Raw genomic sequence first — 18,532 nt, 5'->3', positions numbered from 1 at the left:
GAGGGCTGACCATTATATTAAGGGGTCATGAATGGAGGAAAAAGACGATCGTTCGACACATTATGACGAGGGTAGCCTCTCTCTGTCAGGTACGGTGATGCTCGGGACTGGGGTGATGATCGGCGCAGGAATATTTGCGCTAACCGGGCAAATGGCAGAGATGACTGGTGCATTATTCCCATTGGCATTCCTCGCGGCCGCAATCATCGTTGGTTTCAGCGCTTACTCATACATCAAAATATCCAATGCCTTCCCATCAGCAGGGGGGATTGGCATGTATCTGCATAAGGCTTATGGCGACCGGTTGCCCACTGCGTTTAATGCACTACTTATGTATTTTTCGATGGTCATCGCGCAGAGTTTTCTAGCGCGTACGTTCGGTTCTTACACCATGCAATTATTTGGCGGTGACCCATCAGGACAAATGACACCTATACTCGGCGTCTCCCTAATCCTGGCGGCGTTCATTGTGAACCTGTTGGGAAATCGGCTGATTCAAGGGGTTGCAGGGTTTATCGGCCTACTGAAAATTGGTGGAATTCTAATCTTTGGTCTCGTCGGCATCTGGTTAGCTGATAGCCTGGCAGTGGACTTTGAACATGTAAGCGAGACCGGTTCAGCTAGTAATTTCCTCGGCGCCACAGCGCTGGGGATTCTGGCATTCAAAGGCTTTACCACCATTACCAATAGTGGTTCCGAGGTGATCGATCCACACCGCAATGTTGGTCGCGCCATTGTTATTTCGATTGCTGCCTGTGTCGTTATCTATACATTGGTTGGTTTTGCGGTGGCCAGCAATCTCTCGCTTAGTGAGATTATTCAAACTCGAGATTATTCCCTGGCTGCGGCCGCTCGACCTGCACTCGGTGAGTACGGCGTGTGGTTCACCGTTGCGATTGCCATGCTGGCGACGGCGGGAGGGATTCTTGCCAGTATTTTTGCGGTCTCCAGAATGCTGGCGATGCTAACGGAAATGAAGTTGGTGCCCCATAGCCATTTCGGTATGCCGGGCAGCATTCAGAAACATACATTGGTGTACACCGTGGTTCTTGGACTTGTGCTCACCGCGTTCTTTGATCTTTCCCGTATAGCAGCACTTGGCATCATATTCTATCTGGTGATGGATATCGCCATTCACTGGGGTGTTCTGCGCTACTTGTTGGACGATGTTAAAGCCAAAAGCTGGGTCCCCGTTACCGCGATTATATTAGATTCGCTTGCACTAAGCGGGTTCCTTTGGGTGAAGTTGAATTCAGATCCATTTGTGTTGGGTGTGGCCGTTGTCACAATGATGCTAATCGCGATCGGAGAGCAACTATTCCTTGGATCTGAAAAACGAAAGCAAGCTGTGTCCCAAAGTCAGGCGCATGAACATCATCATTAAAAATCATGTGGAGGAAGCCTGCCAGGCACAGAACGGGACCCTAGTGGTTAACTTTTGTTGTTTGGAGAATGGTAATGGATCAAGTTAGCACACTTAAAGCGATCTATATGGGCATCGACACCCACCAGGAACTGGTGGTGTGTATGCGCAGCTATAGTGACTTTTTGAGACTCTAATCGATGAGTCAATCCACAACTGAGAAAAAATTATGCAAATTGAAACCTTAAAAGATGTGCTGCACTGGACCCGGGAATTTCACCAACATCTCAGTCAGTGCTTATCCCATTGCGCAGACAAGAATACGGATGAACGGGCCCGGATGATTCTTGCTTACCTGTCCGATCACGAAAAAAGTCTCACAAAAGTTGTCAATGGCTTCGAAACCTCGGGCGATGAACATGCGCTGAACACCTGGTGTATGGAATATGTGGCAAAGCATCCTATCGTCCGACATGCACATTGCGACGCGCCTTTTGCCGAGCTTGATGCCGCGCAAATCATGGAGGTGATTGTCGATCAGCATCAGCAGGTGATTGAGCTGTATCGCTATCTCGCCTCAAGGGCGGATATCCCCTCTGCCAAGGAGTTGATGGAATCACTCCGGTCGCTGGAGGAACACGAAATGATGCGTATGGTGCAGTCTGCCAACCGGTTCGGGGATATGTAGAGACACTAATTTATTACAGATACACCACCATAAACGGAGGAATAGTCATGACACTTAATGCGTTCAAATTCGGGATAGCCAGCGCGATTACCGCGGCGATACTGTGGCTGGCTTGCAGCCTGTTGGTGATGTTAATGCCCGCCATGATGTTATCCATGTCTGGGGAAATGGTGCATATGCAACTGAATGAGATGGGTTGGCATTTGACATTCACTGGCGTTGTTGTGGGACTGGTGGCTTGGTCAGTGTCAGCGGGTATCGCCGGGTGGTTGCTGGCGGCTATTTACAACCGCTTGCAGTAAGCCGATGGATTATGAGGTGCCATATCAGTGACCATGCCCTTCCGAGTCTTGCCCACGTGCGGTGAGTATCTGGTATTGGTCGGGAGACAGTTCCGGCAACCGCTTCAGGAACGCTACCATGTTCCAGATGCGTTCATCGTCGTGCCCGGCTCCCCAGGCTGGCATGCCCGAGGCCTTGATGCCATGTTTGATAATCCAGAATTGTCGTTTACTGGCCTCGTCGTCATTTTCGGTGTTACCGGTATGATCGTGTCCATGTTCATCACCCGCTAGAGTTAGGTTGGGTGGTGTGGGATATAACCCCAGGGTGAAATCACTTTCGGTTTTGCCCGGTTTCAAATGGCATCCCGCGCACATATCATTGTAGTCGGCGCCACCCGCCAGTAACCGCTCCGGTGCATTTAGGTCGCCAGGAAGCTTAATGTCACTGGCAGCGCGTGCAACTGAACGTTCACGCAAGGTTTCCAGCAGCCAGTAGGTCAGCCGATTGTGTGGTACATCGGCGCCCATGGGGTAGAGACCTGAATAGAGAAACAGCCCGCCGCCCACCAGCGCGATGACAGCGGTAATGACCAGACTTTTGATAAAGGTGGTGAGCGCCGACATGAAAACTCCTTGGGTTGATCAGTGTTGGTGTTCTGAATGTTGCTCGCCTGAGCTTTTTTCTTTGTCCTGATGATCAGCCTGCGCTTGATCCTTTTCAGAGTCGTTATGATGCATGTCATTCATGCATTGTTTCATCATGGCTTGCATCACAGGATCATTCATATCCATCTTGCTGTGATCCATATTTGTCATGGCTGCACAATCCGGCTTTTCAGCGTCTTTCATATGTTCTTTAGGATCATGGGCCTGTGCAGAGAAAGCGATGCCCAGTGTGGAGAACACGATGACAGTGGCTAGTGTTTTCATATTCATAAAGGTGTTCCTCATAGGTGTTTGAAAAGTTTCTATATCAACTTGGCGATTGTTAAAACCAGAATCGCAGTCCGGCGACGAATTGGGTATCTGAGGTATCGTCGCCAGCCGCGCGGCGGTAATCGGCTGTGTCGCCATAGGTGTCTGTCCATTCCACACCGATGTAGGGCGCAAATTGACGGCTGAATTCGTAACGCAGGCGCAAGCCCAAGGCGAGATCCGAGAGGCCTGACCCCAAACCATTATCAGAATCATCCTTGCCATACAGATTGAGTTCCGCACGTGGTTGTAAAATGAGCCGCTGTGTCAGCAGCAACTCGTACTCGGCTTCGGCAGAGAGTGCGGTCCGACCGTCGTCGCTAACATATGCAGTCACATCCAGCTCAAACCAGTAGGGCGCCAGACCTTGCATACCAATTGCCAGCCACTGGCGATCCTTACCTTCGTCATATTGGTCAAGTCGAACACCGAGTTGGGTGTCGAAATAGGCATTAAGCGCATGGCCCCACAACAGGTCAGTTGAACTCTCCTCCAGTGTGCCGCCTGTAATATCACCCTCCGCTTTGATGACAAAGCGGTTGTAGGTGGTGCCATACCAAGCCTGGACATCGTAAACCGTGCTCTCGCTGTCTTCGTGATATTCCAGGCGATCACCCAGAACGGACCAGAAGGTGTGTTCGTCCGCCAGTTTCAGTTGCCGTGGCCCCGGCTGTGCATAGGGGCCTTCGGTCAAGGTGTAACCGTCGGAATAAGCGTGGGGATCGCGGGCATCGGCAGGAGCGCTTCCGCCCTGCATTTGTCCCATGTCTTGATGTTCAGGGCCGTGATCCATTTGTGCCAGTACCGTATTCACTTGAAGTGCAGCGACAGTAAAAACTAGTGTTGTAAGAAATTTCGCGGCATTCAGACTCATGACACCACCACCTCGCGGAACATGCCCGCGTCCATATGAAACAGCAAATGGCAATGCCAGGCCCAGCGGCCCAGATCATGGGGTGTGGTCAGGTAACTGATGCGCTGCGCTGGTTGCACGGGAATGGTATGGCGCCGAACCCGCAATTCGCCCTGATCGGTTTCCAGTTCGCTCCACATGCCGTGTAAATGCATTGGGTGGGTCATCATGGTGTCGTTTTGCAGAATAATTCTAACGCGTTCATTGTGGCGCAGGGAGACCGGTGTGCTTTTACCGAATTCGAGTCCGTCGAAAGACCAGCTATAGCGTTCCATATTGCCGGTAAGGTGTAGTTCCAGCTCCCTCGCGGGCGGGCGGCGGTCATCCAGCACACCATCGATGGATTTTAGGTCGGCCAGCGTCAGCACTCGGTGGCCCTGTGGGCGCAACCCACGCTGGCTTAAGTTGCGCAAGCCAATACCCGGATCGTCGAGATTGGTGCGTGGCATGTCCACTCGCATATCCACCGAAGCGCCGTATTCGGTTCGGGCGTGGCGTATGGTGGATGAGGGTTTGGCAAGAGGGTTATCAGAAGCCCGCTGCACGCCGTGCATACTGTGATCCATGGCCATGCCGCCGTGCATCTGGGAATGATCCATGGTGCTGTGATCCATGGCACCCATACTCATGGACCCCTGATCCATACCGCTATGATTCATGCCTTCGTGACCAGTGCCATGACTCATAGCCCCCATCATGTCAGCCATGGTCAACCACTCAACCGGGTCAGGATCTGGTACTGGAGCGGTTAAGCCTTGCCGCACGGTCAGGGTGCCGCGGGCATAGCCGCTGCGTTCCATGCTCTGGGCAAAGATGGTGTAAGCATCGTCCCGCGGTTCGACCATGACATCGTAGGTTTCGCCGGGGCCGAAACGGAATTCATCCACAGTGACAGGTTCAACATCCTGACCATCCGCTTGGATCACCGTTAGCTTCAAACCCGGAATGCGGATATCGTAAAAGCTGTTGCTGGCGGCATTAATAAAACGAAGCCGTACGCGATCACCGCGCTGGAACAACCCGCTCCAATTGCCCGCCGGGGTGGTGCCATTCATTAGGAAGGTGAGGGTGGCCGCCGACAGGTCCGCCAGATCGGTCGGGTTCATCCGCATCTGGTTCCACATCTGGCGCTTTTCCAGGGCTGCCTGTAAGCCCATCTTTGAAACATCGGCTGTGAAATCGAAAAAGGTGGGCTGATTGAAGTTGTAGACATCGCTTTGTACTTTCAGCTTGCTGAAGGTATGCATTGGATCTTCGTCGGTCCAGTCGGACAGCTGCACCACATAATCCTGGTCGGCACGGTGTCTTTCGCCTGCCCGCGGCTCAATGATCAGGGCGCCGTACATCCCGGTCATCTCCTGAAAGCCGGAGTGACTGTGGTACCAATAGGTGCCGCTCTGGCGGAGGGTAAAGCGGTAAACAAAGGTTTCTCCCGGTGCGATGCCTGGGTAGCTGATCCCCGGCACACCATCCATTTGATAGGGCAGCAAGATGCCGTGCCAGTGAATAGAGGTAGAAACAGGTAATCGGTTGGTGACGCGGATGGTGACGTCATCGCCCTCGCGCAGCCGTAGCGTCGGTGCCGGAATGGAGCCGTTGATGGTGGTAGCCATACGTGTGACACCGGTAAAATTGACAGGTGTTGCGGCGATTACCAGGTCGATTTCACGGCCGCTGAGTACCGGTGCCGAGCCCAGCGCGGTCGCGCCTTTTGCGGCGGCCTGCAACCAGGACGGTGTGGCGGCCAGCACGCCACCGGCTGCCAGGCCCTGCACGAAGCGGCGGCGACTAAGCTGCCAGGGCTGCTTGGGTCGGGGGAAACCATGGGTCATGAGTCAATCTCTTTTCGAATAAGTGATGGTTGTTCCACGTTCTGACTCCGCATACTAGCGAGCCGAGCCTGTCACCCGCATGACTTCAAAATGACAAAGTTGTAATCTAGTCGTCATCTTCTTGTGGGTTAGCCAGGTTTAGGCTGTTTCCAAACCCATTCTGAACATACGGAGCAGTGCAACGATGCGGCTATTGGTGGTCGAAGACGAAATCAAGACCGGCGATTATTTACAGCAGGGACTGACCGAGGCGGGCTTTCTGGTCACGCTGGTGCGCAATGGCCTCGACGGCCATCATTTGGCGATGACCGAGACCTTTGATTTGCTGGTGCTGGACGTCATGCTGCCGGATGTTGACGGCTGGCGAATCGTGCAGTCGTTGCGCGAGGCTGGCCGTCAGACACCAGTGCTGTTCCTGACCGCCCGCGACAGCGTGGATGACCGCGTTAAAGGCCTTGAATTGGGGGCTGATGATTACCTGGTCAAGCCCTTCGCTTTTGCGGAACTGCTGGCCCGGGTGCGCACTCTGTTGCGCCGCAGTGCGGTGCCGGTGATGACGGATCAGATCAGAGTCGCCGACCTCACCCTGGATTTGCCGCGGCACCGGGCCACGCGCGCCGGTCGCAGGATCAATCTCAGCCACAAGGAGTTTTGCCTGCTGGAACTGTTGGTCCGGCGGCAGGGTGAAGTATTACCGCGCTCCTTGATCGCCTCCCAGGTATGGGACATGAACTTCGATTCCGACACCAATGTGATTGATGTGGCCATACGGCGCCTAAGAGCAAAAATCGATGACGATTTTGAGCCCAAGCTGATTCACACCGTGCGCGGTATGGGTTACAAGCTGGAGGTTGAAGACGACCATGACGAAAGTTAGCCTCGCCCGGAGACGACCACTGTCACTCAATAGCCGTGTGATGTTGTTTGTCGCGGTCGCTATCGGTTTGAGCTTGCTGATGATCGGCCATTTGGTGCAAAAGGAGGTGGAGCGCCATTTTGCTGAACAGGATGCCGACGAATTGGTGGTGATTACTCGTGCTGTTGAGAAGGCCCTGCAAACGGCGAAGGATCAGGAATCGACACGGGAGCACACCCTTGCGCGAGCTGTTTCTGGTCATCATGGCGTCTATTTTCAGGTTTGGGAGGATGCTGGACGTTTGGTCTATAGTTCCGTGGACACCGGATCTTTGCCACAGGCGAACACCTATGCCCCTGTGGCCCGCATCCAGGTAGACAATCTTTACACCTGGCGATCTGATGGCAAAACCTACCGTGGCACTGCCACCCAAGCTCGTATCGGTGGTCAGGACTATCGCATCATTGCTGTCATCGATATGGATTCCCACATCCACTTTCTGGAAAATTTTCGTCGCAGTTTGTGGATGATCATGGTGGCGGCAGGGGCCATCACTCTCCTGGCGGCCTGGTATGGCGTGCATCAGGGGCATGCCCCAATACGTACTCTCAGTGAGTCTATGGGTAATGTCCAGGCTGATCGGCTGCATGTGCGTCTTGATCCCGATACCGTGCCGGGGGAGCTGAAAACGCTGGTTGATTCGTTCAACCATATGATTGGGCGATTGGAGGACAGTTTTGTTCGACTTTCTCATTTCTCTGCTGATATCGCCCATGAATTGCGCACACCGCTAACCAACCTGATCACCCAGACCCAGGTGGGTTTGGGTAAGTCCAGAAGCCTGGAAGAATATCGCGAACTGTTATATTCAAACCTGGAAGAACAGGAGCGCCTGACCAAAATGGTTAATGACATGCTCTGGCTGGCCCAGAGCGAACACGGCCTGCTCAAGCCTGTCTGGGAACCGCTGGATCTGGCTCGTGAAGTGCGCGAGCTGTTCGATTTTTTCGAGGCGCTGGCGGAGGAAAAACACATCGAATTGGTATTGGAGGGAAAGGCGCCGATCATACAGGGTGACCGCGCCATGCTGAGGCGCGCGTTATCCAACCTGCTGTCCAATGCCCTACGCCACACACCAGTGGGGGCAAGTGTACTGATCCGGCTGGATTCATCGGGCGAGAGTAGGGCGTTACTCAGCGTACAGAATCCGGGGCCGGCAATTCCAGCCGAGCATTTGCCCAGGATTTTCGACCGCTTTTACCGGATCGATCCCTCCCGACAACGTCAAAGCGAAGGCGCTGGTTTGGGGCTGGCTATCGTCAAGTCCATAGTCGAGGCCCATGAAGGAAACATCGCGGTGATCTCCGAACGCGGCGTCACGCGCTTCACGATCAGTTTACCCAGCATGGCTGATGTAGAGGTGAGTGCTACGGGAGAAAGTGATGAGTCAATTGACCATCGGTAAACTGGCACAAGCAGCTCGGGTCAGTGTCGAAACTATTCGTTATTACGAACGCCTCGGGCTTATCGAACAGCCGCTAAAGCCAGCTTAAGGATACCGCACCAACCCAAAAGCCACTCTGAAGCGGGTCTTCTTCATGAAATGAGCCCAAGAGCTAGGATCCACTTTGTAAGAAATCGATAATCTGTTGGCGCCTAGCAGGCTGTTGATTTTCTCCCCCGGGCTTGCTGGGTTAGATACAATAGAGCCAACGATAAACCATTGAGGATATTGGTTCAGTGCGCGGAGTAGATATTTTTCAAGAAGCTCTTTTTACGACGATTCAATTGGAGTCATTCGTCCCTAAAGATCATCCGCTACGCCCCATCAAGGCAATGCTTGATGAGGCGATGAAAGAGTTGAACTGGCTGTTCAGTAGCATTTATGCCGAAACAGGTAGAGAGTCCATTCCTCCAGAGCGTTTGATCCGGGCACAGTTGCTTCAGGTGCTTTACAGTATCCGCAGTGAGCGGCAGTTGGTAGAACAGATTAACTACAATCTTCTGTATCGCTGGTTTGTCGGATTGACGATAGACGATACTGTTTGGAATCACTCGGTGTTCAGTATCAACCGGGATCGATTGCTGGAGCACAATGTTGTCGGTGAGCTATTTGAGGAAGTGGTGGCGCTGGCGAGAAAGCGAGACTTGTTGTCGGATGAACACTTCAGTGTCGACGGCACCTTGATCCAGGCCTGGGCGCCACAAAAGAGTTACCGTCGTAAGGATGATGACCAGCCACCGTCGGGAGGCGGTCGAAACCGGGAAGCGAATTTTCACGGGGAAAAGCGCAGCAATGCGACCCATGAATCAAAAACAGACGGGGATGCTCGCATGGCCAGGAAGGGTCCCGGCAAAGAAGCACGACTCTCGTATATGGGACACACGGTGATGGAGAATCGCCACGGCTTGATTGTGAAAGCCGCAGCCAGTGAGGCAACGGGCACAGCGGAACGGGACATCGCACTGGATTTACTGACGACACTGCCTGGCAGGAAAAAGCGCACGGTGGGAGCTGACAAGAACTATGACACCGCAGACTTCGTTAAACGCTGTCGCGGACTGAAAGTCACCCCGCATGTAGCCAGGAATGATAATCGGCCAGGCGGTTCGGCGATAGATGGTCGAACCAGTCGACATGACGGCTATCACGTTAGCCAGCGAAACAGGAAACGAGTCGAAGAGCCTTTTGGTTGGGGCAAGACGGTGGGCTTGATCCGGCAGGTGAAATGCCGTGGTTTGGAGAAGGTAAACAGCGTGTTCATGATGACCATGATTGGCTGGAACCTGACCCGCATGAGGACGTTACAGGGGTAGTCCGTCTAAATGACGGAAAACACCCTGAGATTGGCCTAGAAATGCTCAAAAAAATGCCAAAAAGTTCGATTTAGCCCCGAAAATTCAGTTCCAAATGCTATTGGCGCTTGAAGCTGATAGAAAATCAACAGCCTGCTAGAGAATCGCATTGTCCGGGGTCGCCGTGAAGATCAGGATGATCATGCTGGTGTATCTCAACCAGTCCAATGTACAAACGCAAGAGGAGTGCGATGCGTGAGGTTGCTCCGACAGAAGATACGCACCGTAATGCCATTCTGCACGGCCCCGGACTGCGGGTACGACTGGTTATGAGAGCAGCTCAATGGAGGCAGAAGGATATCCCGTGTGCCGACAGGAGCCGTGTTGTCAGGAATGCCAACAAACCAGTCACACACTTGACTCTATAGCTACCATAGGCATTAGAATTGAGATTAATTATCATTAGCAACAAGCCAAGTAGAGATCTCGTTAATGCAGGCGCACTGGATATACCGTTTTATAAGCCCGAAGCAATTTGTTTTGAATGTCTCAGTACTGCTGCTGGGCTTATCGTGTTTGCTTCCAGCGACTAGTCAGGCCGAGATGAGTGATGACGGCTGGGCTCAGATGCGTCAATTGGCACAGCTGGCCGAATACATTGCTGTGGATTACGTGGAAGCCGTCAAAGATGGCCATGTGGTCAATGACGGTGAATATCAGGAAATGCTGGAGTTCTCCCAGCTCATTGTGACGAATATTTCTGAGATTCAGGATAAATCAGCCGACGCTGGCGACCTGACAGATCAGGCCAAGGCTTTACAGGAAGCCATCCAGAACAAACAGGCTATTGAAACAATTCGGCAAATGAGCGGCAGCCTGCGGGGTACGTTGTTGGCACTGATGCCTCAGTCGTCCTTACCGGATCGCCTGTTGTCCAAAGCTACTGTCAAAGGGTTGTATGAGAGCCAATGCGCTTCTTGCCATGGCGCAGCTGGTGGGGGCGATGGTGTGATGGCCGAACAGCTGGAGCCCGCTCCAACCGATTTCACCAGTAAAGAGCGAGCCTTGAACCGGTCACTTCTGGGCCTGTACGACGCCATCTCCAATGGCATAGACGATACCGCAATGCCGGCATTTACCCAACTGACGGAAGAGGAACGCTGGTCGCTGGCGTTCCATGTCGGCGGATTGGCATTTCAATCCGGCTCTGAAGTTACAGGCGAGGCACCCAGCGTCACCTTGTCACAGATGGTTAACCACACGCCGGTGCAACTCGCTGCTGAACATCCGGAGATGACGCAGCAGGCGATCGAACGGTTGCGCGCAAAGCCAGAACTGTTATTCCAGGAAACGACCAATCCTCTGAAAATCACCCGCGACCAACTGCTGCTAGCACAAGAGGCGCACCAGCGCGGCGATTATCAGACAGCACAAGCACTGGCGGTCAGTGCTTATCTGGATGGCTTTGAATTGGTCGAAAACAGCCTGGATGCGCAGGATAAAGCACTTCGCCAGACGCTCGAAGCCGATATGATGGCGATAAGGCAATTATTGAAGCAGGCACAGTCCCCGGGTGAGATGGAAAGCGCTGTGAGCCGGACGCTGGCAAGGTTGGATGATGCGGATCGATTGCTTTCGGAATCTACCTTGTCCGATGCGACCCTGTTCAGTGCCAGCTTGGTTATTCTGTTGCGGGAGGGGCTCGAAGCCCTGCTCGTGGTGATTGCCCTGGTGACTGTGCTGGTGCGAACCGGTCGGCGTGATGGACTTCGGTATGTGCATTTGGGTTGGGTAACGGCATTGGTGGCCGGTGTTGCGACCTGGGCTGCCGCGCAGTCCCTGGTGAGTATCAGCGGCGCCAGCCGCGAAGTCATGGAAGGGGTTGCTGCCCTTTTGGCGGCGGTCGTGTTGCTCTATGTCGGCATCTGGATGCACAGTAAAACCCATGCTGCCCAGTGGCAGGCCTATATCCAGCAGCACATCAACTCCCACCTGACTGCGGGTACCCTGTGGGGTCTTGCGCTGCTGGCATTTATTGCGGTTTATCGTGAAGTCTTTGAAACGGTCTTGTTTTATCAGGCGCTGCTGACCCAGGCTGCAGCCGCTCAATATTCATCCGTATTCAGCGGCTTTGTAGCCGGTACTGCTTTCTTGGCCGTATTGGCCTGGTTGCTGGTGCGTTACTCAGTGAAATTACCCATTGCCAGATTCTTTTCCGTCACCACCTACCTGTTGCTGGCCCTGGCGTTTATCCTCATGGGTAAGGCGATGTCGGCACTTCAGGAAGCGGATCTTATCGGTATTACCCCATTGCCTGTCAGTTTTGAATTCGATTGGGTCGGCGTCAAATCCACCTGGCAGGGGATCATGGCGCAATTGTCGGTACTGGTGGTTTTCCTAGTCTTTCTGGGGCTGGCGAGAAGGCAGCGGAAAAATGCCCCTGTTGCAGAACGTTCAGGAGAGTTTTTGGAACCGGGTGTCAGCCGCTCGAAACCGGAGTAGCCGACAAATTCCGCAATATGCCGCACTGCTCCACTGTCCGAAGGTTTGAACAGCTGCGGCGCAGCATTCTCAGTTGCTCGTTCAGCTTGGTGAGCTCCTGGATACGCGCCTCTACCTGCTCGATATGCCTATCCATCATCCGATTCACGTCACCACATTGTGCGCCGGGGGAACGGCTTAATCCCAATAATTGCCGGATCTCCGGCAAACTGAGATCCAGGCTGCGGCAGTGCTTGATAAACAATAATTGCTCAACGGCAACTTCATCGTACAGGCGAAAATTACCTTCACTGCGTTCTGCGGAGGCAATCAATTGTTCCTTTTCATAATGCCGGATGGTTTGCACGGAGCAGCCAGTCACTTTCGACAGTTCGCCGATTTTTATCATCTCTCAATATTCCGATTGACTCTATAGTTGTTATAGAGTTTATAGTGACCGTCTGTACATCCTCAAGGGCTTTTTCAATGTCTGACCCGTGCAATGACGGCTGCCAGAGCGCGAAGGTTGCCAATGTCCCCGCCTCTGGGATAGCGAATACTGATACGGCTTTTCAACATGGCTATGTCAGTGACTACCGGGTACCAAAAATGGACTGCCCGTCGGAAGAGGGGATGATCCGCATGGCCTTGGACAGTATTGAGCCCCGGGTTTTACTGGAGTTCGATACACCGAATCGGAAGGTGCGGGTATTCCATGGCGACAATGGGGCTGCCATCGAGGAGAGGATGCGCTCCCTGGGGCTGGGTGCCACGCTCGAAAAAACCACCCCGGTGGGGGAAGAGGATTTAGTCCTGGCCAGGGAGAAGGAAGAGGCAACCGCCCAGGTCGAAGCCGGTATACTGAAGTGGTTGCTGGCCATCAACGGCGTTATGTTCGTGGTTGAACTGACAGTAGGCTGGCTGGCGCAATCCACTGGCTTGATCGCGGATTCTTTGGACATGTTTGCTGATGCCGCCGTCTACGGCGTGGCACTGTATGCCGTTGGACACAGTGTGCGGATGAAGCTGCGCGCGGCGCATTTTTCCGGTTGGCTGCAGTTGATTCTGGCGCTGGGAGTCCTGGCTGAAGTCGGGCGGCGATTTGTCTTCGGCAGCGAACCTGTATCCGCGTTAATGATGGGTTTTGGTCTTGTGGCCCTGGCGGCCAACGTCTGGTGTCTGGTGCTTATCGCAAAAAACCGGCACGGCGGTGCACACATGAAAGCAAGTTGGATCTTTTCCGCTAATGATGTCATCGCCAATGTGGGGGTTATCGTCGCCGGTGTATTGGTCGCCTGGACGGGCTCCCGTTATCCCGACCTGGTCATTGGTCTGATCATCGGGCTGATTGTGCTGAATGGCGCCCGGCGTATTCTGCAACTGCGCTATTAGTCTCTGGTCCTTTCTCGCTGCTCGGATTCATGTCGGCAAAATTCCGCGCCTGGGCGGCCTATTAAAATAGTCGCCGCTCTCGCCGATGCTTATGGAGAATTTTCTGTCAACCGTGCCCATAGGTGTGGGCATTCTTGTGCATGTGGTCCGGGTGTTCGAATTCCAGTGTCGAATGACGTATGTTGAATTCCTGCGCCAGAGCCTGTTTTATCCTGTACTTGATATTCTCAAGCTGATCCCATGCACTTTCCTCGATAATCACATGAGCCTCCAGCGAGGCATCGTGTTCGCCCATCTGCCAAAAATGCACATGGTGAAGGTCGATAACGCCTTCGATGTTGGACAGGGCAACAATGACGGCATCGGTATCGATGTCCACCGGGCTACCCAACATGAGTGTTCTGATGGTACCGCCGATTTCTGTCAGACCCAGGTAGAGAATGTAGCCCGCGATGCCGATGGTGATGGCAGGATCAACCCAGCGCATGTCGAAGAGTAAAATAAGGGTTCCGCCAATGACCACGGCGACCGACGCCAGTGCATCCGACAGATTGTGAAGAAACAGTGCGCGGATATTGATGCTGTCTTTCTGCATCGAATAGGTAAGCAACGCTGTCAAGGCGTCCACGGCCAGAGCGATACCTCCAAGCCCGACGACCCACCAGCCCTTTACCTCTGGAGGATCGATTATCCGCATGCCACCTTCGTAAATCAGGTAGAACCCGATAATGATCAAGGTAGTGTAATTGATGAGGGCTGCAACGATTTCAATGCGTCCGTAGCCAAAGGTCATCCTTGCGTCAGCCGGGCGGCGCGCAATTTTTTGCGCTAAGAACGCGATGACGAGTGATGCCATGTCAGAGAAGTTATGTAAAGCGTCGGCGATAAGGGCGAGACTGCCGGCAAAGATACCGCCCCCAATCTGAGCCAGGGTCAGGATCCCGTTCGCCCAGATGGCGATGGCAACGCGTTTATCCTTGATCTCGGGGGCCATATGCACATGGTCGTGGCTCATTTGGTTAACCACGTTTGGTGTCTATGTATAAAAAAGCATCTGCTGTATTCGGCTTACTCTGTGCCTGGTCGCCTGTGCCTTGGCGACTTTGTGGATTTTGGGCCATTGGCTACTCATCCTTTTTGACAGTTTTCAGGAATTCCGCAAGGCTGTCTTCGGCCGCTTTTTTGTTCGGGAATGGCCCGATATTTTGACCTTCACGGGTTAAAAAATACCAGTCACTGTTGATGGCGTGGATACGATGTGTTCGAAAGTGTGGAGCTTCCTTCGGGTCATCTTTTCGTTGCTTGGGTGGATCACTCATAATCTTGTCCTGTCGTCATAACCCTGCACAGTAAAGCCATCCAAAACGGCTTGAACTGACTGTACAAGGTCATGAGCCACAGCTCCTGTTGGAGATGAATCATCAGGCGCAGAGGGAGCGAAAGCTGAAATGGAACCCCCGCTCGCCTGAAGAGGGCGGGTTTTTTTCTCAGACAACCGTATCGTCCTCGGCACCGTCTTCAATCCGGATTGCACGATTGACATCGCTGATAAAAATACGACCATCGCCGCGCAGTCCGGTATGCGCCTCGCTTTTCAGTACCCGTACGACCTCGTCCACGTACTGATCGTGACAGACGATTTCCACTTTCACGTGCTTGACAAAATCCCCCGCGCCCTCGATTGGGTTGGCAGCGCTGGTATTGACTTTGCTGCGGCCAAAGCCGACAACGTGGGCGACGCTCATGCCGGTGACGCCCTGCACGCGGTGCAGGGCCAGGGTCACGGCTTCCAGTTTGCGGTGTTTGATATAGGCTTTGATCTCTTGCATGACAGTCACTCCAGGTTAATGGGATTCGCTCATATCAGCGGGCTTGTCAGCAAACCAGTGATACAGTGCGGGTATAACCAATAGGGTCAGTATGGTGGCGGTGACCAGGCCGCCGACCACAACGGTGGCCAGTGGCCGCTGCACCTCGCTGCCGGTGCCGGTGGCGAACAACAGCGGGAACAGCCCCAGTGCGGTGGTGACGGCGGTCATGATTACCGCACGCAGCCTTGCACAAGCCGCCCGGACACTGGCCTCGGCAATGGACACCCCGTCCTTGACCAGTTCATTCAGGTAACTCACCAGCACCAGACCATTTTCCAGAGCGATGCCAAACAGGGCGATAAATCCCACCGAGGCCGGCACCGAGAGGCTCTGGCCACTTAGCCACAGGGCGACAATGCCGCCCACCAGCGCCAATGGAATATTGAGCATGATCAGCAGGGCGTTGCGCAGTGATCCGAAGTTGACGAACAGCATCAGGAACACCAGCGCCAGGGTAATTGGCACCACGATCATCAGGCGCTTGTTGGCCTGTTGTTGAAGTTCGAACTGCCCGCCCCATTTGAGAAAATAGCCCGGCGGCAAATCCACTTGCTGTGCAATGGCGGCATCGGCCTCGGCCACGAAGGAACCGATGTCCCGGTCGCGAACGTTGGTCTGGATGGTGATAAAGCGCTGATTGTTTTCCCGGGTGATCTGGCGCGGCCCCACCACCTCCTCGATGGCAGCCAGTTCCTCCAGGGGAATGCGCTGCCCGGCGGCGTTCTTGATAATGAGCTGCCCGATGACATCGGCCCGGTTGCGCGCGGGTTCTTCAAGGCGCACATAGATATCAAAGCGGCGGATGCCCTCGAACACCTGTCCGGCCTCGCTGCCGCCCACGGCCACGCTCAGGGTGCGTTGCACATCGCTGACATTGAGGCCGTAACGGGCAATGGCCTCCCGGTTCAACGAAATGCGCAGCTGCGGCGTACCGCCGATTTGGTCGCGCTGCACGTCCTGGGCGCCCTGCACGGTGCGCATCACCTTTTCTATAGCCTGTGCTTTCTCCACCAGCACATCCAGGTCATCGCCAAACAGCTTGGCGGCCAGTTCGGCCTTGGTACCGGTGAGCAATTCATCCACGGCGGCGGCGATCGGTTGGGTGAAGTTGAATTGCGCGCCGGGGAAATCCGCGAATTTTTCACTCATGGCCGCATACAAGCCATCCAGCGTCTCCGCGCTCTGCCATTGATCCTGGGGCTTAAGGGCGACGAAAATCTCCGCGTTATTCACCGGATCGGCATGGGCGCCGACTTCACCCCGACCAATGCGCGACACCACTTGGGTGACCTCCGGAAACGCTGCCATCAATTGCCGCTCGAATACGCCAATGGTCGTCTCGGCTTTTTCCAGCGAGATGGACGGCGCCATGGTGGCGCGGATCAGCAGATCCCCTTCATTGAAACGCGGCACAAACTCCGAGCCCAGCCGCGGCGCGACGGCAACGCCAATGAGCAGAACCACTGCCGCCAGGGTCACGGCAATCCAGCGGCGCGCGACTATGGCCTGAACCAGAGGTTGGTAGCCTTTCAGCAGTAAACTGACAATGTCCTTGCGGGGTTTGTCGGGGTCTGCGTCCGGCCGCTTCATCAACAGGGAGGAGGCCACCGGTGCCACAATCAGGGCAAAGAACAGCGAGCCAAGCATGGCCACGGCTACGGTATAGGCCAGTGGCCGGAAGGTCGCCCCTTCCACCCCCTGCAAGGTGAACAGCGGCAGGAACACAATGATGATAATGCTGATGGCAAACAGAATCGGGCGCGCCACTGACTGACAGGCCCGCGCCACCAGGTGCAGGCGTGATTCGTCCGGGGAGGATTCCCGCAACATCCGGTCGATGTTCTCCACCACGACCACCGCGCCATCCACCATCATGCCGATGGCGATGGCAATCCCGCCCAGCGACATCAGGTTGGCGGAGATATCGAAGAATTTCATGGCGAGGAAGGTGAAGCCGACGGAGAACGGAATCGACAGCGCCACCACCAGGCTGGGCCGCAGGCCGCCCATAAAAGCCAACAGCACCAGGGCCACCAGAATAATCCCCTGCAACAGGGCGTTGATCACCGTGCTCACCGCTGCCTTGACCAATGTCGCCTGGTCGTAATAGGGCTGCACCTCGACGCCTTCGGGCAGGTTGGCATTGATGGTGGCTAGTTCCTGCTTAACGGCGCCGATCACCTGGGAGGTATTGCTGCCGATCAGCTTCAATACCATGCCCACGACCACTTCACCTTCGCCGTCCTTGGTGGTGAGGCCGCGGCGGATTTCGCCGCCGATGTCCAGCTCGCCCAGCTGGTGCAGGTAAACGGGTGTGCCGTCGATGGTTTTCACCACGATATTGCGCAGGGCTTCAAGATCCGTGGCCAGACCCACGGAGCGGACGATGTACTCCTCATCGTTTTTGACGATGAACTGCGCCCCGGCGTTGGCATTGTTGGCCTCGATGCGCTCCTTGATGTCGGGCAGCGATACGTCGTAGCGGATCAGTGCGTCGGGGTCGATACGCACCTGGAACTGCTTGACCTCACCGCCGATGGAGAGGACTTCCGTAACGCCTTTTACCGTCTGTAGGTTGAACTTGACGATCCAGTCCTGAATTTCCCGCAGCTCGGTGTTGCTGTATTGCCCGCTGGTATCCTCCAGCACGTAGAACAGAATCTGGCCGAGTCCTGTCGTGATGGGGCCCATCACCGGTTCGCCGAAACCGTCGGGAATAGCCTCCCGGGCCACCTGTAGTCGTTCCCCCACCAGCTGGCGGGCAAAGTAAATATCGGTGCCATCCTCGAAGTAGATATTGACCACCGACAAGCCGAAGTTGGAGATCGACCGCACGTGATCCAGTTGCGGTAGGCCATTCATGGCGCTTTCGATGGGGTAGGTGACGTATTTCTCCACCTCCTCCGGCGCCAGGCCTTCGGTTTCCACAAAGACCTGCACCAACGCCGGTGAAATATCCGGGTAGGCGTCAACCGGCAGGGTGCGATAGGCGAAGTAACCGCCGATAAGCATCGCCAGAGAGATCACGACCACTAACAGTCGGTTCTCCAGCGCAAAACGAATAAGAGTTTGCATACTGTG

18 protein-coding genes are annotated in these 18,532 nt (G+C 54.5%); 9 read left to right on the top strand and 9 right to left on the bottom strand.

Annotated elements, in window-relative coordinates:
• The first annotated feature begins 31 nt into the window (after nt 1-31).
• The 3 genes from ACFVYJ_RS10905 (at nt 32) to ACFVYJ_RS10895 (ending at nt 2,353) form a co-directional block, all read left to right on the top strand.
• Nucleotides 32-1,384, top strand: coding sequence for an APC family permease (locus ACFVYJ_RS10905; protein WP_419414961.1), 1,353 nt, complete (start codon nt 32-34; stop codon nt 1,382-1,384).
• 208 nt (nt 1,385-1,592) lie between these two features.
• Nucleotides 1,593-2,051 (top strand): hypothetical protein, encoded by a 459-nt coding sequence (locus ACFVYJ_RS10900; RefSeq protein ID WP_022960192.1) that lies wholly within the window; start codon nt 1,593-1,595, stop codon nt 2,049-2,051.
• A gap of 47 nt (nt 2,052-2,098) precedes the next feature.
• Entirely contained in the window at nt 2,099-2,353 is a 255-nt protein-coding gene (locus ACFVYJ_RS10895) for a DUF5676 family membrane protein (RefSeq protein WP_022960193.1), read from the top strand.
• A gap of 24 nt (nt 2,354-2,377) precedes the next feature.
• On the opposite strand, the gene ACFVYJ_RS10890 is transcribed toward ACFVYJ_RS10895, so the two are convergent.
• From ACFVYJ_RS10890 to ACFVYJ_RS10875, 4 genes are read right to left on the bottom strand one after another with little or no spacing between them, the layout of a single operon-like run.
• Entirely contained in the window at nt 2,378-2,959 is a 582-nt protein-coding gene (locus ACFVYJ_RS10890) for a c-type cytochrome (RefSeq protein WP_419414962.1), read from the bottom strand.
• Between the two features lie 18 nt (nt 2,960-2,977).
• Nucleotides 2,978-3,271 (bottom strand): hypothetical protein, encoded by a 294-nt coding sequence (locus ACFVYJ_RS10885; protein ID WP_348431660.1) that lies wholly within the window; start codon nt 3,269-3,271, stop codon nt 2,978-2,980.
• A 52-nt stretch (nt 3,272-3,323) separates the two neighbouring features.
• Nucleotides 3,324-4,184 (bottom strand): copper resistance protein B, encoded by an 861-nt coding sequence (locus ACFVYJ_RS10880; protein WP_419414963.1) that lies wholly within the window; start codon nt 4,182-4,184, stop codon nt 3,324-3,326.
• Nucleotides 4,181-6,055: a copper resistance system multicopper oxidase gene (locus ACFVYJ_RS10875; RefSeq protein ID WP_419414964.1), complete on the bottom strand. Its 1,875-nt coding sequence runs from the start codon at nt 6,053-6,055 to the stop codon at nt 4,181-4,183. Before ACFVYJ_RS10875 ends, ACFVYJ_RS10880 begins: the two co-directional genes overlap by 4 nt.
• Nucleotides 6,056-6,239: 184 nt before the next feature.
• On the opposite strand from ACFVYJ_RS10875, the gene ACFVYJ_RS10870 reads away from it, so the two are divergent.
• The 5 genes from ACFVYJ_RS10870 to ACFVYJ_RS10850 all read left to right on the top strand — a co-directional run bounded on the left by ACFVYJ_RS10870 (nt 6,240) and on the right by ACFVYJ_RS10850 (nt 12,209).
• Entirely contained in the window at nt 6,240-6,932 is a 693-nt protein-coding gene (locus ACFVYJ_RS10870) for a heavy metal response regulator transcription factor (protein ID WP_419414965.1), read from the top strand.
• Complete coding sequence (locus ACFVYJ_RS10865) at nt 6,919-8,376, top strand: Cu(+)/Ag(+) sensor histidine kinase (RefSeq protein ID WP_419414966.1); 1,458 nt, start codon at nt 6,919-6,921, stop codon at nt 8,374-8,376. The genes ACFVYJ_RS10870 and ACFVYJ_RS10865 overlap by 14 nt, the downstream gene beginning before the upstream one ends.
• Nucleotides 8,354-8,464 (top strand): MerR family DNA-binding transcriptional regulator, encoded by a 111-nt coding sequence (locus ACFVYJ_RS10860; RefSeq protein WP_231580283.1) that lies wholly within the window; start codon nt 8,354-8,356, stop codon nt 8,462-8,464. Before ACFVYJ_RS10865 ends, ACFVYJ_RS10860 begins: the two co-directional genes overlap by 23 nt.
• 187 nt (nt 8,465-8,651) lie before the next feature.
• Complete coding sequence (locus ACFVYJ_RS10855) at nt 8,652-9,728, top strand: IS5 family transposase (RefSeq protein WP_419414967.1); 1,077 nt, start codon at nt 8,652-8,654, stop codon at nt 9,726-9,728.
• Nucleotides 9,729-10,310: 582 nt separating this feature from the next.
• Nucleotides 10,311-12,209 carry a cytochrome c/FTR1 family iron permease gene (locus tag ACFVYJ_RS10850; RefSeq protein WP_419414968.1) on the top strand — a complete coding sequence of 633 codons (1,899 nt, stop codon included), beginning with the start codon at nt 10,311-10,313 and terminating at the stop codon, nt 12,207-12,209.
• Here ACFVYJ_RS10850 and cadR read toward each other — a convergent pair.
• A complete protein-coding gene (cadR, locus tag ACFVYJ_RS10845) occupies nt 12,187-12,597 on the bottom strand; it encodes a Cd(II)/Pb(II)-responsive transcriptional regulator (RefSeq protein WP_419414969.1) in 411 nt (136 codons plus the stop codon). The two genes, ACFVYJ_RS10850 and cadR, sit on opposite strands and share 23 nt — an antisense overlap.
• A 77-nt stretch (nt 12,598-12,674) precedes the next feature.
• On the opposite strand from cadR, the gene ACFVYJ_RS10840 reads away from it, so the two are divergent.
• On the top strand, nt 12,675-13,580 hold the full coding sequence (locus tag ACFVYJ_RS10840) for a cation efflux transmembrane domain-containing protein (RefSeq protein ID WP_419414970.1): 906 nt from the start codon (nt 12,675-12,677) through the stop codon (nt 13,578-13,580).
• Between the two features lie 106 nt (nt 13,581-13,686).
• Here the strand turns inward: ACFVYJ_RS10840 and ACFVYJ_RS10835 are convergent, their stop codons facing one another.
• From ACFVYJ_RS10835 to ACFVYJ_RS10820, 4 genes are all read right to left on the bottom strand, one after another.
• A complete protein-coding gene (locus ACFVYJ_RS10835) occupies nt 13,687-14,595 on the bottom strand; it encodes a cation diffusion facilitator family transporter (protein ID WP_027948657.1) in 909 nt (302 codons plus the stop codon).
• 109 nt (nt 14,596-14,704) lie between these two features.
• Nucleotides 14,705-14,899 (bottom strand): DUF6316 family protein, encoded by a 195-nt coding sequence (locus ACFVYJ_RS10830; protein ID WP_035526224.1) that lies wholly within the window; start codon nt 14,897-14,899, stop codon nt 14,705-14,707.
• 168 nt (nt 14,900-15,067) lie between these two features.
• Nucleotides 15,068-15,409, bottom strand: coding sequence for a P-II family nitrogen regulator (locus ACFVYJ_RS10825; RefSeq protein ID WP_419414971.1), 342 nt, complete (start codon nt 15,407-15,409; stop codon nt 15,068-15,070).
• Nucleotides 15,410-15,424: 15 nt separating this feature from the next.
• On the bottom strand, nt 15,425-18,526 hold the full coding sequence (locus tag ACFVYJ_RS10820) for an efflux RND transporter permease subunit (protein WP_419414972.1): 3,102 nt from the start codon (nt 18,524-18,526) through the stop codon (nt 15,425-15,427).
• Between the last annotated feature and the right edge of the window lie 6 nt (nt 18,527-18,532).

Origin of the sequence: Pontibacter sp. JAM-7, from assembly GCF_048548695.2 — a bacterium.
In the GTDB taxonomy this organism is placed as follows: Bacteria; Pseudomonadota; Gammaproteobacteria; order Pseudomonadales; family Balneatricaceae; genus Neptuniibacter.
This window is presented reverse-complemented; position numbering and strand designations above follow the sequence as displayed.

What these genes read in the sequence shown, in the direction of transcription:
- ACFVYJ_RS10905 (WP_419414961.1), top strand. Translation starts at nt 32, where the DNA reads ATGGAGGAAAAAGACGATCGTTCGACACATTATGACGAGGGTAGCCTC.
- ACFVYJ_RS10900 (WP_022960192.1), top strand. Translation starts at nt 1,593, where the DNA reads ATGCAAATTGAAACCTTAAAAGATGTGCTGCACTGGACCCGGGAATTT.
- ACFVYJ_RS10895 (WP_022960193.1), top strand. Translation starts at nt 2,099, where the DNA reads ATGACACTTAATGCGTTCAAATTCGGGATAGCCAGCGCGATTACCGCG.
- ACFVYJ_RS10890 (WP_419414962.1), bottom strand. Translation starts at nt 2,959, where the DNA reads ATGTCGGCGCTCACCACCTTTATCAAAAGTCTGGTCATTACCGCTGTC.
- ACFVYJ_RS10885 (WP_348431660.1), bottom strand. Translation starts at nt 3,271, where the DNA reads ATGAATATGAAAACACTAGCCACTGTCATCGTGTTCTCCACACTGGGC.
- ACFVYJ_RS10880 (WP_419414963.1), bottom strand. Translation starts at nt 4,184, where the DNA reads ATGAGTCTGAATGCCGCGAAATTTCTTACAACACTAGTTTTTACTGTC.
- ACFVYJ_RS10875 (WP_419414964.1), bottom strand. Translation starts at nt 6,055, where the DNA reads ATGACCCATGGTTTCCCCCGACCCAAGCAGCCCTGGCAGCTTAGTCGC.
- ACFVYJ_RS10870 (WP_419414965.1), top strand. Translation starts at nt 6,240, where the DNA reads ATGCGGCTATTGGTGGTCGAAGACGAAATCAAGACCGGCGATTATTTA.
- ACFVYJ_RS10865 (WP_419414966.1), top strand. Translation starts at nt 6,919, where the DNA reads ATGACGAAAGTTAGCCTCGCCCGGAGACGACCACTGTCACTCAATAGC.
- ACFVYJ_RS10860 (WP_231580283.1), top strand. Translation starts at nt 8,354, where the DNA reads ATGAGTCAATTGACCATCGGTAAACTGGCACAAGCAGCTCGGGTCAGT.
- ACFVYJ_RS10850 (WP_419414968.1), top strand. Translation starts at nt 10,311, where the DNA reads ATGAGTGATGACGGCTGGGCTCAGATGCGTCAATTGGCACAGCTGGCC.
- cadR (WP_419414969.1), bottom strand. Translation starts at nt 12,597, where the DNA reads ATGATAAAAATCGGCGAACTGTCGAAAGTGACTGGCTGCTCCGTGCAA.
- ACFVYJ_RS10840 (WP_419414970.1), top strand. Translation starts at nt 12,675, where the DNA reads ATGTCTGACCCGTGCAATGACGGCTGCCAGAGCGCGAAGGTTGCCAAT.
- ACFVYJ_RS10835 (WP_027948657.1), bottom strand. Translation starts at nt 14,595, where the DNA reads ATGAGCCACGACCATGTGCATATGGCCCCCGAGATCAAGGATAAACGC.
- ACFVYJ_RS10830 (WP_035526224.1), bottom strand. Translation starts at nt 14,899, where the DNA reads ATGAGTGATCCACCCAAGCAACGAAAAGATGACCCGAAGGAAGCTCCA.
- ACFVYJ_RS10825 (WP_419414971.1), bottom strand. Translation starts at nt 15,409, where the DNA reads ATGCAAGAGATCAAAGCCTATATCAAACACCGCAAACTGGAAGCCGTG.
- ACFVYJ_RS10820 (WP_419414972.1), bottom strand. Translation starts at nt 18,526, where the DNA reads ATGCAAACTCTTATTCGTTTTGCGCTGGAGAACCGACTGTTAGTGGTC.